Below are 16048 nucleotides of genomic sequence, written 5' to 3' on the forward strand. Positions count from 1 at the left end.
GACTACTCCGAAAGGGTAGCCTTGATAGCAGAGCGGTAGGTGCGACCACGGAAAGCGCCGCAGTTAGGGCATGCCATGTGTGGCAGTGCTGGTGCGCCGCAGCTTGGGCAGCTGATAGTCGTGGTAGCGGAAGCCTTCCAATTGGAACGGCGAGAGTGCGTGTTAGCACGGGAGGTCTTATACTTTGGCAGTGCCATTTTATTTATCCTCTGTTTCGAATCGAATATTTGCTTAAGCCTTGACGAGTTTAGTATAACCCCTCGTCATTCGCAAGTTCGAGCCTGCGACACGCACTCGCGCGTCTGTGGTGGGGCTATTTCTGCGCGTCTGCGCCGTCCGTACCGTCGTCGTTCGCACCGTCAGCACCGTTCGTGCCGTCGCCGTCCGCACCAGAACCAGAAGTTCCGGCCTCCGCCTCGAGCTGCGCCTTCAGACCTTCAAGCGCTGCCCACTGGATATTCACGACCTCATGCTTATGGTCCGGATTCTCATTCAGATTCAGTCCGCACTGCGGGCACAGACCGAGGCAGTCTTCGCGGTCGAGGGGCTGCAGAGGCAGCGCCTGCGCGAGAGAGTCGCGGATGAGAGCTTCCATATTCAGGTAGATAGACTGTGGATTCAGCGGGTACGTGTCTTCTGTTTCGTCCTGCTCGGCGAGGATGTCCACCTCCTCGTTTGCGCCAGCCCCGGACTTTGACCCGGACCCCGACCCAACTTCGCTTTCATACGTAAAGAAGGTTACCGGAGATGCTGTCAGCGTCTCATGGATAGGCTCGAGGCAGCGCGCGCACTCGCTGTCGAATGGTGCGCTGATGGTTCCCGTGAAGAGAATTCCGTCCGAAAGGGATTCTAGCATGCCGCTGACGGTGACGTCCGTGCCTTCTGGAATGCCCACGAGGTCGTCGCCTATTCCGCTCGGCGCTGGCATGACCTCGTTATCGATGGTCTGCGTTTGCCCGGCTTTCAGCGAAAGCTGGGAGATGGAGATGGACCACGGTGTTTCGTGTTCGCGTGCCATTCGTTCGTCCTTTTTCCTGAAATGAAATGTCTGAGATTTTTACAACTGCGGGTAGTCTTCCGGCGTCAGCTGCGGCAGATCCTGCATGGCCATCTGCTGGCGTTCCTGCAGTACCTGCAGTCCCGTGTTAATGGAGTGGCGCAGTTCCACGAGCTGGTCGTCCAGCGCGCGCATGGAGTCTGCGGTGTAGTCGTTCGCGCCCTTGGTCAGCGCGTTCGCCTTCTCCTGAGCCGTGCGCAGGATATCGCGCGCTTGCAGGGTGGCGAGATTCACCACGTTCTCCTGCCCGGCGAGGATGCGCGCTTGAGCGTTCGCGTCGTTGATAATCTGCACGGACTTCGCCTGCGCGTTATCCACGATGGCGTCTGCTTGGCTCTGCGCGTTTTCGAGCCGTCGTTCGGCTTCGCGCATGAGAGCCGACGCGCGTTCGAGCTGGACAGGCAGGACTTCTTTGAGTTCGCTGAGCAGGCTGTCCAATTCTGCAAATTCTACGCGGACCTGTGTGCGCGACAGGAACACGCTCGGAGAGCTGTCCACGAGGGCTGTGATCTGATCGATGATGTCGTATGCCGTCGTGAACTGGTCTTCTGTGGAGGGAGCCTGAGGCTGCGATGGGGCAGGCTCAGGAATGTAGGCGTTGATAGCAGCCTGCGTCTGAGGATCTACAGGGTCGGCCACCTCGAGGTCGTCCTGCGACTGAGACTGGGGGACATCGTCTATCTCGATGTGGCGGCCGTGCTGCGCTACTTCCGCAGAGCCCGTATTATCATCCTCATACTGAGCATCTGGGTCGTACTCGTAGGCTTCACTCATTATTTCTTCTCCTCAGTTACTGCCTGGATGAGAGCGTCATAGACAGAAGCAGGAACCATGCCGGTGATGTCTCCACCGTGGCGGGCCACGTCTTTTACTATGGAACTCGAGATGTGCTCGCGGATAGGATCTGCAGGAATGAACAGGGTTTCTACTCCTGAAAGCTGGCGGTTCACCAGAGCCATGCCGAGTTCGGCTTCATAATCACCATTCTGGCGAAGTCCCTTGACGATGACGGATGCACCCACGCGAGTGCAGTACTCTGTTATTAAACCATCTGTGCTGGAGACCACCACATTTTCTACTCCGTCGGCTTCGAGGGCGCTTTCTATCATCTTCCGGCGTTCGCTTTCGCTGAACATAGGCTCTTTCGCTGCGTTTACTGCCACGACCACGTGGACTTGCGCGAAAAGCTTCGCGCACCTCTCGATGACGTCGAGATGACCCGCTGTTACGGGGTCAAAAGAGCCAGGACACACTGCTATAGTCATGCTTCTAGAGTAACGCAACGACTAGAATGGCATGCCTGAATGCGCTACACTAGAGAGGACATATCCAGAAGAAAGGGAAAACATGTACGATGAAGACCAGCCAGGTTTCGCAAATCCTGATTCTGGAACGGGCACATCCACTCTCGAGCGCACTGAGACCATCACTCAGGAAGACTCGAAGCTCGATGATAACAGTAATGCGGACCGCTTCGCTCACTATGTGACGAAAGAGCGCATAGAGCGCTCGCGTATGACAGGAAAGCCAGTGGTGGCACTGTGCGGTAAAGTGTGGGTTCCGAAGTATAAGGCGGATGGATATCCGGTATGCCCGGAATGCAAAAAAATCTATGACGCGATGATGGATTAAAAATGTTCAGGGGCACGCGCGTATCTGACTAGTTCAGTGTAATCACTTCCGTAGGGATGGCTGGCTCGCCATCGCTTAAGGACAGAGCATTCACCGGAAGCTCCTGCAGGGCCTGGACGTGGTAGTCTCGGGCAGCAAAGAGAGCGTCGCGTGTGGTCAGAGACTCATCGATATCACCATGATCGATAGCGGTGATGCTCAGATCCTTCGTCTCCCCGTACGCCGTGTCATCCCAGGCAGCTACGGCCTCAGCAGTACCAGCCAGAACGAGCTCGCCCTGCGCGAGGCCATACTCGTAGGCGCGCAGGCCACGCTTGCGCCAGCCATCGGTGGACTTTCCGAAGCTCTTCTTCGAGACAGGGTGCATCTGGCCATCGGAACCTTCGCGTTCGACGAGCTTATAGACCATAGAGGTGGTCGGGTGACCGGATCCGGTGACGAGGCGCGTGCCTACACCATAGGAATCGACAGGAGCAGTGGCGAGAGCGGCGATGGCATACTCGTCGAGGTCGTTCGTCACGGTGATTTTCGTGCCGGTAGCTCCGAGCGCATCGAGCTGGTGACGAGCCTTCTGTGCCATGGATGCGAGGTCGCCCGAGTCGATGCGGATGCCACCGAGCTGCGGACCGGCCACTTCCACAGCTGTACGAATGGCTTCTTCGACGTTATACGTGTCCGTGAGCAGTGTCGTACCCACACCGAGGGCATGAATCTGAGATTCAAAAGCGTCGCGCTCGCTGTCATGGACGAGAGTGAAGGCATGTGCTGCCGTGCCGATGCACGGGATGCCATAGCGCTGAGCAGCAGCGAGGTTAGCCGTGCTCATGAATCCACCCACGATGGCACTGCGGCTCGCAGCTATGGCTGCTTCTTCGTGGGCGCGGCGGCCTCCCATATCAGCACACGGGCGAGATCCCGCAGCTGAGGTGATGCGCGATGCAGCGGATGCGATAGCGCAGTCAAAGTTCAGGACGCTGAGGATCACAGTTTCCAGGAGCGTGCACTCCGCAAACGTGCCCTCGACCTGGAGGACAGGAGAATTGGCGAAAAACATCTCGCCTTCTCGGTACGCGCGGATAGTGCCAGAAAAGCGGAAATTCTCGAGCCAGGCGATGGTTTCACGCGAAACAATGCCGTTATCGCGCAGGAAGGCGAGGTCCTCGGCGGACGGGCGGAAGTCACGCACGTACTCGAGGATGCGGCCCAGGCCTGCCACGACGCCGTAGCGGCGTCCAGACGGAAGATGACGCGTGAAGACTTCGAAAACGCACGCGCGGTGAGCGGTGCCGTCGCGCAGAGCGGCGTCCACCATCGTGTATTCATACATATCCGTCAGCATGGCAGGAGTAGGCATAAGACTTCCTTCAGGCTCGTTAGCGGGCGCGCTTGAGGCGTGCGGCGCGGTCAGACGTGCCTGTCAGCGGTGTGCGTGCAGGCAGCGCTTTATCTAGTACTACCATGATAAGCGCAAGCACGAAGAAAATGGCCAGGTACATGGCGCAGTTTGTGACGAACTGCTGGAGGCCGAGCTTATCGAGGTTAATGAAGCCATACGGATACGGGCTTCCATCCGCAGAAGGGCCCACGCCATGGAAGACTTTCGCGCGGATGAGGATGAAAGCGAGATAAACAGGGAAGTAAATCATCCACGTGAGAGCGTCGAGCCACTTAAAGCGACGGTGCTCGTCGAAGAGAACGAGGTCTACAGTGGCGAGGATAGGAACGATGACGTGCACCATGGTATTCAGCGCGATGCCGAAGATGTATGTCTGGGTGGCAGGATCATCAGGTGGAAGAACCAGCCAGGCCACGAGTCCGGTGATGATGATGTTCAGGGTGACAGCGCCCTTCAGCCAGGCAGGTGGCTGGATGCCCTTCAGCAGGCTTGCAAAGCCCGCCCAGATGAAAACGAGAGCGATGAGCAGATTCGTCTGATGGGTGAAATACACGAGATTCTGGGTCTGTCCGAGCATCCACGTTTTAGATGTACCTGCCAAAGCGAAAAAAGCGACCGCAAAGCGGAAAAGTGCGACGAAATAAATCATGAAACACAGTGTATCTAAGGGTTAGGGCAAAATCTTCACACCTGTGTGTGGTGAAAGACGGTATGCAAAAAGACAGGTGAAAGAAGAGGAAGAATTGTCATAAATATACAAAACGAGCAGACACGCGGAACACTCTCGAACGCGTTCTATGGGCAGACGAACGGGTAGAATGGAAACTGCCTGAATCAGCGTGCTCGGCTGAGAAAAAAGTAAAACGAGCGAACAGAATATGACAGCATGTCGCTCTTCCGCATACCCATGCCTTATCCATCCTGCGCGACGGGTTAACGCGCGGTGTGGACGCCGTGCTGACGAAAAGAAGATAAGAGGCTAGAGAATTATGACCGAAACGGCTCATACTCACACGACTCGCGCGGATGGGCGAGCGACGGACGAAATCCGTCCCGTGACCATCCAGCGAAATTGGACGGACGCGCCAGAGGGATCCGTGCTCATTCAGTGCGGAAATACGCGCGTTCTATGCACAGCTACATTTACCGAAGGTGTACCGCGCTGGCGACGCGACTCGGGACTCGGCTGGGTGACAGCCGAATATTCCATGCTGCCTCGCGCTACAGCCGAGCGCACGGACCGCGAGTCCATCCGCGGAAAAGTGGGCGGACGCACGCATGAAATCAGCCGCCTCATCGGCCGTGTGCTGCGCGGCGTGGTGGATATGAAGGCGCTGGGTGAAAACCAGATTCAGATAGACTGCGACGTTCTGCAGGCAGACGGCGGCACGCGTACGGCATCTATTACGGGTGCATACGTGGCGCTGGCTGATGCCATCGAGTGGGCGCGGCAGAAGGGACACGTGGCGAAGGATGCGCGTGTGCTCACCGACCAGGTGTCCGCTATTTCTGTGGGCATCATTCATGGCACGCCTATGCTGGATCTGCCATATGTGGAAGATTCGCATGCGCAGACGGATATGAACGTGGCTATGACAGGCTCCGGGCGCTTCATCGAGGTGCAGGGAACGGCGGAAGGTGCTCCGTACTCGCGTGACGAGCTGGGCGTACTGCTGGACCTGGCTGAAAAGGGCAACCGTGAGCTGCAGGCACTGCAGCGCGAGGCTTTGGCGGCGTAGGCTGTAAGCTGTCGGCTCAGGCACGTCGCGTCGCGCTTCAGGCACGTGACGAGCGTAATAAGCGCCATGCGCGTAGAACGATGTGGGTAGAATGGTAGAGAAGAGCCATTCTGCCCGCATTTTTTTATCGCTCCGATTCGGGAGCACACGACGGCGTCATGGTGTGCGGCGGAAGGGCGCGAAAGAATCGGAAAATAAGGAAAAGGAGTGTGAAGGCTATGGAAAACGCCTCTACGAGCGAACAGGCGCAGCGCGCGGCGGACGTGCAGCGCGTGGTCATATCCACTCATAATAGCGGTAAAATTCGCGAAATAGACAGAGTGATCCGAGAAGCTCTCGCCGAGCGTTCTGCTGCCGAGCGTTCTGACCGGTCTGCAGATGCACAGAGCGCGGGTACCGGCGCTGCACGTCCCGCTCGCACCTTCGAATTCGTCACGTCCGGCGAGCTCGGCCTGCCAGATCCCGTGGAAGACGGTACGACCTTTGAGCAGAACGCGCTGCTGAAGGCGCGTGACGCCGCTCGCCGCACCGGACTGCCTGCCATCGCGGACGATTCCGGCCTCATCGTGGACGTCCTCGGCATGGCGCCAGGCATCCTGTCTGCGCGCTGGAGTGGCCGGCATGGCGACGACGCGGCGAATAACGCGCTGCTGCTCGCTCAGCTGGCGGATATTCCGGATGCTGCGCGTGGCGCGCGTTTCCGCTGTGCGGCAGCGCTCGTCGTGCCGGCTGCGCTCGCGGGCACGGACGCGGACGTCGAGGCTGTGGAGGTCCGCGACATGGAAGGCCGCCTGCTGCGTGAGCCGCGCGGCACGAACGGCTTCGGCTATGATCCGCTTTTCGTGCCGAATGATCAGCCGGATGGCGCGTCCGAGCTGACGAGCGCCGAGCTGACGGCCGAGCAGAAGAACGCCATCTCGCACCGCGGGAAGGCGCTGCGTGCGCTGGCGGCCCGCTTTAGCGAGATTCTGCTATAGCGTTTATTTTTTCCAATTCTTCCGTGCAGAACTCCGTGTTTTCCAGAGCGCGGATGTTATCGAGAATTTGCGCTGGCTTCGATGCTCCTATGAGAACCGACGTGATGGCGCTGTCCTGCAGAATCCAGGCCAGCGCCATCTCGGCGAGACTCTGGCCACGCTGCAGGGCGAGGTCGTTCAGTGCGCGAATCTGCTGGATGCGCGTGGCGGTGAGGTCGCTGGCTTTCAGGAAACGTGGGTCGTGTGCTGCGCGGCTATCTGCAGGAATGCCATCCAGGTAGCGATTCGTCAGCTGGCCTTGATCCAGTGGGGAGAAGGTGATGATGCCTTTTCCGAGCTTTTTCGCCGTATCTTTGAGACCATTCTTTTCTATAGTGCGGTCGAAGATATTATAGCGGTTTTGGTTTATGATGAACGGGACATGCAGCTCGTCGAGGAGCGCTGTGGCTTTCTCGAGAGTAGGGCCATCATAGTTCGACAGTCCCACGTAGAGGGCTTTTCCGGATGTGACTGCGTGGGCGAGGGCTCCCATGGTTTCTTCGAGGGGAGTCTCAGGATCCATGCGGTGATGGTAGAAGATATCCACGTACTCCAGGCCGAGGCGAGTGAGAGACTGGTCGAGGCTGGAGAGAAGGTACTTGCGGCTGCCGCCGTCTCCGTACGGGCCTGCCCACATCTCGTAACCAGCCTTCGTGGAGATGATGAGTTCGTCGCGGTGGGCGGTCAGGCTCTTTTTCAGGATGAGGCCGAAGTTTTTCTCGGCTGAGCCTGGCTCGGGGCCGTAATTATTTGCGAGGTCGAAGTGCGTGATGCCGTGGTCGAACGCAGTGAAAATGAGGCTCGTCATGGTCTCATACGGAGTGTTATCCCCGAAATTATGCCACAAGCCGAGGCTGACAGAGGGAAGCTTTAGTCCGCTCGTGCCTGTGCGGCGGTACTGGACGGGGGAGTCTGGGGCGTAGCGGTTCGGGGCTGGAGTGTACACAGAAGTAGGTTCAAACATCGTCGGTTTTCCTTTTTCTTTTTGTGGGGGGCAGTGTGTGTTCTGTAGGGTCTATGGTACACGATGTGGGGATATGGGGCTGTGAGGCGAGTGGCGCGTCGGGCTGTAAATCGTCTCACTTTTTCGGCGTGGGAGGGGCAGGTAAGTTGTTTGTAAATCGTCTCATTCGCGGCGCACGAGACTGGAAAAATCCTAAAAAATGGGTGCGGGTGTGAGATGTTTTACAAACAACACCATGTGCGGGAGCGCATTCGGCCACTTTTGGGCTAAACCCGACACTCTGTCTGAGGAGGTTTAGCACTTTTGGGCTAATCCCGACGCTCAGGCTCACCGCCCATGTGGCCGCACATCGTGAAAGAGGAGTATTTAAGCCATTCTTCTGTTTCAGGCGCCCAGCCGTGGGGAAGGCGTGCGTCGGAATAAGCCCTAAAGTGCGGGAGGGTCGAAAAGCGACTGTCGGAATAAGCCCATAAGTGAGGAAAACCGCCTCACGTCCCAGTATTCAAGCCATTTTCACAAAGTGCGCGAGAAGGGACTCGAACCCTCACTCCGAAGAACAGGAACCTAAATCCTGCGCGTCTACCAATTCCGCCACTCACGCAAAACTTCGAAGGGCGCGCATCCAAGCGCACCGGTAGATATAAAAAAGAGCCGCTTGCCGGAATCGGACCGGCGACCTTCTCATTACGAGTGAGACGCTCTACCAACTGAGCTAAAGCGGCGATACAGGAATGTGCATTCCCGTACGAAAATAATAGTGTAGCATATCCGTGGGATAAGGCAAACCCGCGTGGCGCGAGAATTGACAAACAAAAAAATAACTACACGCGTACGCGCGATGCGAAACGCTGCACGCGCTGAAGAAAAGCCTCACGGCGACGCGGCGTGGATGCGCGCATATAATGCATACTGTCGTGGCGCACGGTCTTTATGCCGCACATGATGCCGAGGATCTGATGACGCAGAACTTTTCCATAATCGGGCTCGAAGAAGCGCGCGAACCAGCCAGGCGTATCGTCCGAGGTGATGATCCACGCTTTCTTTCCTTTGAGAAGGCCTTCCGGAAGAATGCCCTTATAGCGGTATGCGAAGCCCTTGACGAAGACGCGGTCGATGAAGCCCTTCAAAATGGCGGGCATGCCGGACCACCAGATGGGGAAGATGAAAACGAGAAGGTCGCTGTCTGCGATGAGGGCGCGGTACTTTTCGGTGGAAGGATCGTGGATGAGGTCGCGGCGGCGATGCTCGGCATCGAAGCGCAGGATGGGATCGAAGCCTTCCTTATAGAGGTCGAGAGTAGTGATATGGACGGGGGTATCCGCCGACGTGCTGTCCGTGCGCGACGAAAAACCTGCCTGAACAGCTTCGAGGACAGCGTGATTATATCCGCCATCGTGAGGGTAGGCGTACAGGATAGTAACGTTCATGAGAATCTCCTGGAGTGGGAAGTGGGGAAAGCAGAAAAGATGGAGTCGAACACAGAATAAATGCAAACGTTCGCAAATCATGCTCACCGGCCCCACGCTCACACGCGCACGTGTCCGCTTTCCCTACTATCGTATAAGGCAGTACGACAAGGACGTACGCGTTTTTCGCGGGAAACGCGGGTACGGAGGAAACGTAAGACGCCCCCGGCACCTCGGATACGTCAGACCGCGCAAAACGCTATGAACGGTATGAAAGGACTGGCCATGGCCATTAATCCACCTATCGACGCGACGCAGACTCCTGCGTGGGCTGCACTGCAGAAGCACTTCGACCAGTTGCAGGCTGACGGCATTAACCTGCGTCAGTGGTTCGAGCAGGACGCAAACCGCACCGCGAGCCTGAGCTTCGAAGCAGGAGACCTCCACTTCGACCTCTCGAAGAACCTCATTAAGCCAGAGACTCTTCAGCTTTTCGCAGACCTCGCGAAGGATGTGAAGCTCGAGGAGCGCATCCAGCAGCAGTACACCGGTGTGCACATTAATAACACCGAAGACCGCGCCGTGCTCCACACCGCTCTGCGCCGCCCAGCTGAGGATGAAGGCAAGTACATCGTGGACGGTCAGGATACCGTGAAGGATGTGCACGAGGTACTCAGCCGCATCTACGCTTTCGCGAATAAGGTGCGCTCCGGTGAGTGGACTGGCGTGACCGGTAAGAAGATAGACACCGTGGTGAACATCGGTATCGGTGGTTCTGACTTGGGTCCAGTCATGGTGTACGAAGCTCTGAAGGCATATAACGACGCTGGCATCTCCGCTCGCTACGTCTCGAACATCGACCCTAACGACATGGCAGAAAAGCTCAAGGGCATCGACCCAGAGACCACGCTGTTCATCGTCGTGTCGAAGACCTTCACCACCCTCGAGACCCTGACGAATGCACGCTCTGCGCGCACCTGGCTGCTCGAGACCCTGAAGGCAAACGGTGCCATCGACGGTTCGGACGAGAAGAACGCTGAAGCAGTGGCGAAGCACTTCATCGCCGTGTCTACCGCTCTGGATAAGGTCGCTGAGTTCGGCATCGACCCTGAGAACGCTTTCGGCTTCTGGAACTGGGTAGGCGGCCGCTACTCTGTGGACTCCGCTGTCGGTACGTCCATCGCCATCGTCTACGGTCCAGAACGTTTCGAAGACTTCCTGCGCGGCTTCCATGCCATCGACGAGTACTTCGCGACGACTCCTATGGAGCGTAACGTCGTGGCTCTCATGGGTCTGATGAACGTGTGGTATGTGAACTTCTTCGGTGCACACTCCCACGCTGTTCTGCCATATAACCAGTACCTCCACCGTTTCGCTGCATACCTGCAGCAGCTGACCATGGAGTCGAACGGTAAGTCCGTACGTTGGGATGGCACTCCTGTCACCTCGCAGACGGGTGAGATCTTCTGGGGCGAGCCTGGCACGAATGGTCAGCACGCCTTCTATCAGCTCATCCACCAGGGTACGCGCCTGATTCCTGCTGATTTCATCGCTTTTGCGAACACTCCGAACGCGACGAAGGATGGCGAGCAGGATGTGCACGAGCTGTTCCTGGCGAACTACCTGGCTCAGACGAAGGCTCTGGCCTTCGGTAAGACTGCTGAGGAAGTACGCGCTGAGGGTACGGATGAGGCTATCGTTCCAGCTCGCGTCTTCACGGGTAACCGTCCTACCACCTCCATTCTGGGTGACACGCTGTCTCCATTTGCTGTGGGTGAGCTCATCGCTCTGTATGAGCACATCACGCTCGTCGAGGGCACCGTCTGGGGCCTGGATTCGTACGATCAGTGGGGCGTGGAGCTCGGTAAGGTTCTCGCGAAGCAGATCGCTCCTGCTATCTCGCAGGATGATGAGGCTCTGGCTGCTCAGGATCAGTCCACGCAGGCTCTCATTAACTTCTACCGCGCACACCGCCGCTAGGCCGTTCGCGCTGTAAAGAGCTGTCTGCACGTGCTTTTGCGTGCAGACAGCTTTCTTTTTTCTGAAGGTCAATTTCTCCTTCTCTTCTCATCTGTGTGTCGTCCCACGCATGGTATATACTAAACATCAGTTCGTTTATATAACGGCATTTTTTCAACGTAGATGCTTTTCCTTCAGGCTTCTGATTTCAGAGCTACACCGTAGGATATAGTTTTACTATAGGAGAGGTCACACGAGTGGCAAATACGAATCTTAAAGACATGAAGCTCCCAGAATTACGCGAGCTGGCGAAGCAAATGATGCTGCGCGGCACATCGACCATGCGTAAGCCTGAGCTCATCGACGTCATCGAGCGGGCGCGCAGTGGTGGGGATGCGCCTGCAGGCGTGAGTGTGAAGACTGTGAAGCCTAAGAAGGCTGCAGCGAAGAAGACTGAAGCCGCTCCAGCTCCAGCTCCTGCTGAAGAACCAGCGGAAGACGTGGCTGAAGCTGCTCCAGTCGCAGAGCCAGAAGCTCCAGCGCAGATGAATCTTCTGGACATCGAGCTACCTCCAGTAAAGAAAGCGCCAGCTCGGGCGCGAAAGACCCCGGCTGCGGAAGAATTGGGCATTAAGCTGCCGAGCCGTACTGCGCCGAAAGCTGCAGCGAAGCCAGCACTCGACCTCGGCGTGGAGCTGCCACGCCGCGCGCGCAAGCCTCTGCTGACGGAAGAAGAGCAGGCAGAGCGCGAGGCGAGCCGTCATCAGGCGAAGGCAGATCTGAATGACATTCTCTCGGCGCTGCCGGACCGTTCGGAGCGCGAACGCGCTGAAACCATCGCACAGGCTGCAGCACAGCGTGAAGCGCGTGCTGGAGCATCCATGAATGACCGTCGTAACCGCCTGTCGCGTGCAGACCGCATGCGTTTGGACGAGGAGGCAGAGCAGAACGAAAGCCGTGGGCGCGTCAGCGGATACCGTCATGATGACGAGGACGCGGACGAGCGCTACGAGCGCACGTCTCGTCGTGCCAGCTCCCGCTATGATGAGCGCGGCGAGCGTTCCGAGCGCGCAGACCGTACGGAACGTGAGGACTCGCGCGATGCTATGAATGATGACCTCATTCCAGTGGCCGGTGTGGTAGACATCCTCGACTCGTATGCCTTCGTACGTACATCTGGCTACCTGCCAGGTCCGAATGACGTGTATGTGTCCATGGGACAGGTGAAGAAGTATGGCCTGCGTAAGGGGGATGCGGTGCGCGGCTACATTAAGAATGCGCGCGATGACCGTCGTAACCAGCGCCAGAAGTTCGTGCCGCTGCAGTCCATCGAGACCATTAACGGTCTGAGCCTGGATGATGCAGCACAGCGCCCACAGTTCTCGAAGCTCACGCCACTGTATCCACAGGAGCGTCTGAAGATGGAGACGGCGCCGAATAACATCGTGGGGCGCATCATCGACATCGTGTCGCCTATCGGTAAGGGGCAGCGTGGTCTGATCGTCTCGCCTCCGAAGGCGGGTAAGACCATCACCCTGCAGTCCATCGCGAATTCCATCACGGCGAATAATCCGGAAGTCCACCTCATGGTGGTCCTCGTGGACGAACGTCCAGAAGAAGTGACGGATATGGAGCGCACGGTGCAGGGCGAGATTATCTCCTCCACCTTCGACCGCCCAGCTACGGATCACACCATCGTGGCAGAGCTGGCCATCGAGCGCGCGAAGCGTCTCGTGGAGCTTGGTCAGGATGTGGTCGTGCTGCTGGACTCCATGACCCGTCTGGCTCGCGCATATAACATCGCCGCTCCAGCCTCGGGACGCATCCTCTCTGGTGGTGTGGATGCTCAGGCGCTGTATCCTCCGAAGAAGTTCTTCGGTGCTGCTCGTAACATCGAGAATGGTGGCTCGCTTACCATTATCTCCTCTGCGCTTGTGGAGACGGGCTCGAAGATGGATGAAGTGATCTTCGAAGAATTTAAGGGCACCGGTAACATGGAGCTGCGTCTGTCGCGTGAGCTGTCGGAGAAGCGTCTCTTCCCAGCTATCGACATTAATGCATCCTCCACACGTCGTGAAGAGCTCATTACAGATCCGAGCGAGATGCCACTCATCTACCGTCTGCGCCGTGCGCTGGGCGGACTGGAGCCAGAGGCATCGTACCAGCAGCTCGTGGGTCGTCTGAAGAAGACCCAGACGAATGCGGAGTTCTTCCGTATGCTGGCACAGGGGAACTAAGGCTTTTTCCGGGCGCTAGGCGCTAGGCGTAGAGCGAGGGCGGTGTCGCGTGTGGTCTGTGGGGGCTGTGCGTGGCGCCGCTTTTTGCGTGTGGCTGATGGCTGTGGGGGCGGGGGCGGACGTGCGGCGGACGCGTTGCGGACGTGCGGCGGACACGTGCTGCGCGAGAGCTCTCTGATTCGAGCACTCTAGAAAAAACGAGTAAAACGGGCTGTTTGTAGTCACGAATGACCGTTGACTTCGAGATGTAAACACAAGCTTTCTTCGAAAAACCGCAGAATATAGCCAAAAAGCCAGAAAGCCGGACGGTCATTTACGACTACAAACATCCCATTTTCACGAAAAGGACACATAATGATACAGACAGATATTCAGGAACTTGCCGATAATCAGAGCACTCCAGCCCAGGCTATAGAAAGCCTCCGCACGCGCATCGACGAGATCGATGATGAGATCATCCGCCTTCTCGCGCGTCGCTTCGAGGCCACGCACGAGGTGGGCGTGCTGAAGGCGCAGGCGGGCTTTGCGGCGCTCGATGCGAGCCGCGAAGAGCGTCAGCGCACGCGTCTGACTGCTCTCGCACACGACGTTCATCTCGACGAGGACATCGCGCGCGGATACCTCGAGTTCGTGGTGACGGAATCGAAGAAGCGGCATAAGCGCCTGTCTGGAGAGAAGTAGCCTTATCGTGCGCTGGAGTCTGCCGTTTAACCCGCTCGAGAACGCCGAGCAGCGCGCGTACCTGGAAGCTGAGGATTCCGGATTTCAATTCTCCCATTCTTTCACTGAGCAGATAGGAGGACAGCTCGCTGCGGGATTCACGCTGACGGGGCTGTATGAGGATACCTTGAGCTCGGGGCCACTGGCGGAAAAGAACATTCCAGCATTCTTAGCGACGAGAGCGGTAAAGTAAAAGCATCGGCGTGTCGCGCTGGGTAAACGATATACTAGTACGTAGAGATACAAGGTTGTACTAGATGGAGGACACCGACGATGACCGACCAGCCTCGCCAGAGCACACAGGAACCACTGACCGCACGCATTATCGCGGACGACCACTTCGAGCTTTCCGCAGTGCCAGACCGCATCTTCGGCTCGTTCGTAGAGCACCTCGGACGCTGCGTGTACGAAGGAATATACGAGCCAGGACATCCTCGCGCAGATGAGGACGGCTTCCGGGAAGATGTGCTGGAGCTGGTGCGAGAATTGGGAGCGACGACTATCCGCTATCCGGGCGGAAACTTCGTCTCGGGCTACCGGTGGGAGGACGGCGTGGGGCCGCGCGACAGCAGGCCGCGCCGGCTCGACACGGCCTGGCACTCCACGGAAACGAACGAATTCGGACTGCACGAGATGGACGCGTGGCTGAAAAAGCTTAGCGTGGATGGACGGCCGAATGAATTGATGGAAGCGGTGAATCTCGGCACGCGCGGGCTGCAGGAAGCGCTCGACCTCGTCGAATACGCGAACGTGCCGGGCGGCACGCAGCTGTCCGAGCAGCGCCGCGCGAACGGAGCGGACGAACCGCTGAACATCCGCATGTGGTGCCTCGGAAACGAGATGGACGGGCCATGGCAGCTCGGCCATAAAAGCGCAGAGAACTACGGAACGCTCGCCGCGGACGTGGCGCGCGGCATTCGGCAGATCGACCCGAACGTGGAACTCGTCGTGTGCGGATCGAGCGGACATAACATGCCGACCTTTGGACAGTGGGAAGATACGGTGCTGAGCCATACGTATGATCTCGTGGACTTCGTGTCCTGCCATGCGTACTACGAGCCGGCGCGCTACGACGGCGACATGCAGAGTTTCCTCGCGTCCGGCGTGGACATGGACGGCTTTATTAAGGAAGTGGGAGCGCTCATCGACGCGGCGAAAGCGAAGGCGAAGAGCGCGCATGACGTGTACATCAGCTTCGACGAATGGAACGTGTGGTATCAGAGCGCTCAGCCGAGCGTCGTGCCGGCGGGCATAGGCAACTGGCCGGTGGCGCCGCACCTGCTCGAAGACGTGTACACGGCGGCGGACGCGGTGGTCTTCGGCGACCTGCTCATCACGTTGCTGAAGAACGCGGACCGTGTGAAGTCCGCCTCGCTCGCACAGCTCGTGAACGTCATCGCTCCTATCATGACTCAGCGTGGAGGCGACGCGTGGCGTCAGACCACGTTCTACCCGTTCTCGCTGACCGCGCGTCTGGCGAAGGGCGGCACCGTCCTCGCGCCGAAGCAGACGTCCACGCTGATACAGGCGAAGGCGTACGGGGATGTCGAGTCTGTCAATTCTGTCGTTATCAAGCGTGAGGACGGCTCGTACGCCGTCTTCCTCACGAACCGCTCGCTGGATACGGCGGCGGATGTAGAAATCGTGGTACCGTCTGACTTTGCGGGCTCATCCGGGTTCAGCGAAGTCGAGGCGACCACCCTGCACGATGATGATCTCTCTGCCGCGAACACAGTAGAGAATCAGGATCGTGTCACACCTGCGCGTAATGATACGGCGCGGCTCATCAGTGGCGGAAGTGCTGGTGATGAGTCTGCATCCGAATCCGGTGGGGCCGGGGAATCTGGTGTGTCCGGAGCAACGCGCGTGAAAGTCACCCTCCCAGCGGTCTCGTGGACTGCTGTGGTGGTGAGGTAAGATAG

At 58.0% G+C, this 16048-nt stretch carries 16 protein-coding genes and 2 tRNA genes; 8 read left to right on the forward strand and 10 right to left on the reverse strand.

The window, feature by feature from the left end; translation table 11 throughout:
- Window positions 1-2: 2 nt before the first annotated feature.
- The 4 genes from rpmF to coaD all read right to left on the reverse strand — a co-directional run bounded on the left by rpmF (window position 3) and on the right by coaD (window position 2322).
- Complete coding sequence (gene rpmF, locus ALMA_RS01545) at window positions 3-197, reverse strand: 50S ribosomal protein L32 (protein WP_086106714.1); 195 nt, start codon at window positions 195-197, stop codon at window positions 3-5.
- Between the two features lie 116 nt (window positions 198-313).
- Window positions 314-1018 carry a YceD family protein gene (locus ALMA_RS01550; protein WP_094726084.1) on the reverse strand — a complete coding sequence of 235 codons (705 nt, stop codon included), beginning with the start codon at window positions 1016-1018 and terminating at the stop codon, window positions 314-316.
- Window positions 1019-1057: 39 nt separating this feature from the next.
- The gene (locus ALMA_RS01555; protein ID WP_094726085.1) at window positions 1058-1831 is read right to left on the reverse strand and encodes an ATP synthase subunit B family protein; all 774 of its coding nucleotides are present in this window, start codon (window positions 1829-1831) and stop codon (window positions 1058-1060) included.
- Window positions 1831-2322, reverse strand: a complete 492-nt coding sequence (gene coaD, locus ALMA_RS01560) for a pantetheine-phosphate adenylyltransferase (protein WP_094726086.1) — start codon at window positions 2320-2322, stop codon at window positions 1831-1833. The genes ALMA_RS01555 and coaD overlap by 1 nt, the downstream gene beginning before the upstream one ends.
- Window positions 2323-2404: 82 nt before the next feature.
- On the opposite strand from coaD, the gene ALMA_RS01565 reads away from it, so the two are divergent.
- Window positions 2405-2689: a DUF3039 domain-containing protein gene (locus tag ALMA_RS01565; protein ID WP_086106718.1), complete on the forward strand. Its 285-nt coding sequence runs from the start codon at window positions 2405-2407 to the stop codon at window positions 2687-2689.
- A gap of 28 nt (window positions 2690-2717) precedes the next feature.
- Here ALMA_RS01565 and ALMA_RS01570 read toward each other — a convergent pair whose 3' ends face one another.
- Window positions 2718-4043, reverse strand: coding sequence for a nicotinate phosphoribosyltransferase (locus ALMA_RS01570; protein ID WP_094726087.1), 1326 nt, complete (start codon window positions 4041-4043; stop codon window positions 2718-2720).
- Between the two features lie 19 nt (window positions 4044-4062).
- Window positions 4063-4734: a Pr6Pr family membrane protein gene (locus ALMA_RS01575; RefSeq protein ID WP_094726088.1), complete on the reverse strand. Its 672-nt coding sequence runs from the start codon at window positions 4732-4734 to the stop codon at window positions 4063-4065.
- Between the two features lie 340 nt (window positions 4735-5074).
- Between ALMA_RS01575 and rph the strand changes: the two genes are divergently transcribed.
- Window positions 5075-5824, forward strand: a complete 750-nt coding sequence (gene rph / locus ALMA_RS01580; protein WP_094726089.1) for a ribonuclease PH — start codon at window positions 5075-5077, stop codon at window positions 5822-5824.
- A gap of 218 nt (window positions 5825-6042) precedes the next feature.
- Window positions 6043-6801, forward strand: a complete 759-nt coding sequence (locus ALMA_RS01585) for a non-canonical purine NTP pyrophosphatase (RefSeq protein ID WP_094726184.1) — start codon at window positions 6043-6045, stop codon at window positions 6799-6801.
- Here ALMA_RS01585 and ALMA_RS01590 read toward each other — a convergent pair.
- The 4 genes from ALMA_RS01590 to ALMA_RS01605 all read right to left on the reverse strand — a co-directional run bounded on the left by ALMA_RS01590 (window position 6782) and on the right by ALMA_RS01605 (window position 9231).
- Window positions 6782-7804 carry an aldo/keto reductase gene (locus ALMA_RS01590; RefSeq protein WP_094726090.1) on the reverse strand — a complete coding sequence of 341 codons (1023 nt, stop codon included), beginning with the start codon at window positions 7802-7804 and terminating at the stop codon, window positions 6782-6784. The genes ALMA_RS01585 and ALMA_RS01590 overlap by 20 nt on opposite strands.
- A gap of 521 nt (window positions 7805-8325) precedes the next feature.
- Window positions 8326-8405, reverse strand: a tRNA-Leu gene (locus ALMA_RS01595).
- Between the two features lie 48 nt (window positions 8406-8453).
- Window positions 8454-8526, reverse strand: a tRNA-Thr gene (locus ALMA_RS01600).
- Between the two features lie 99 nt (window positions 8527-8625).
- Entirely contained in the window at window positions 8626-9231 is a 606-nt protein-coding gene (locus tag ALMA_RS01605; protein ID WP_094726091.1) for an NAD(P)H-dependent oxidoreductase, read from the reverse strand.
- A 264-nt stretch (window positions 9232-9495) separates the two neighbouring features.
- On the opposite strand from ALMA_RS01605, the gene pgi reads away from it, so the two are divergent.
- From pgi to arfA, 5 genes are all read left to right on the forward strand, one after another.
- Entirely contained in the window at window positions 9496-11190 is a 1695-nt protein-coding gene (gene pgi, locus ALMA_RS01610) for a glucose-6-phosphate isomerase (RefSeq protein WP_094726092.1), read from the forward strand.
- A gap of 236 nt (window positions 11191-11426) precedes the next feature.
- Window positions 11427-13406, forward strand: a complete 1980-nt coding sequence (gene rho / locus ALMA_RS01615) for a transcription termination factor Rho (protein ID WP_094726093.1) — start codon at window positions 11427-11429, stop codon at window positions 13404-13406.
- 354 nt (window positions 13407-13760) lie between these two features.
- Window positions 13761-14087, forward strand: coding sequence for a chorismate mutase (locus ALMA_RS01620; RefSeq protein ID WP_094726094.1), 327 nt, complete (start codon window positions 13761-13763; stop codon window positions 14085-14087).
- A 7-nt stretch (window positions 14088-14094) separates the two neighbouring features.
- Window positions 14095-14319, forward strand: a complete 225-nt coding sequence (locus tag ALMA_RS01625) for a hypothetical protein (protein WP_094726095.1) — start codon at window positions 14095-14097, stop codon at window positions 14317-14319.
- An 80-nt stretch (window positions 14320-14399) separates the two neighbouring features.
- Window positions 14400-16043, forward strand: a complete 1644-nt coding sequence (gene arfA / locus ALMA_RS01630) for an arabinosylfuranosidase ArfA (RefSeq protein WP_094726096.1) — start codon at window positions 14400-14402, stop codon at window positions 16041-16043.
- Window positions 16044-16048: the final 5 nt, after the last annotated feature.

This window comes from Alloscardovia macacae (assembly GCF_002259705.1).
Taxonomy (GTDB): Bacteria; Actinomycetota; Actinomycetes; order Actinomycetales; family Bifidobacteriaceae; genus Alloscardovia; species Alloscardovia macacae.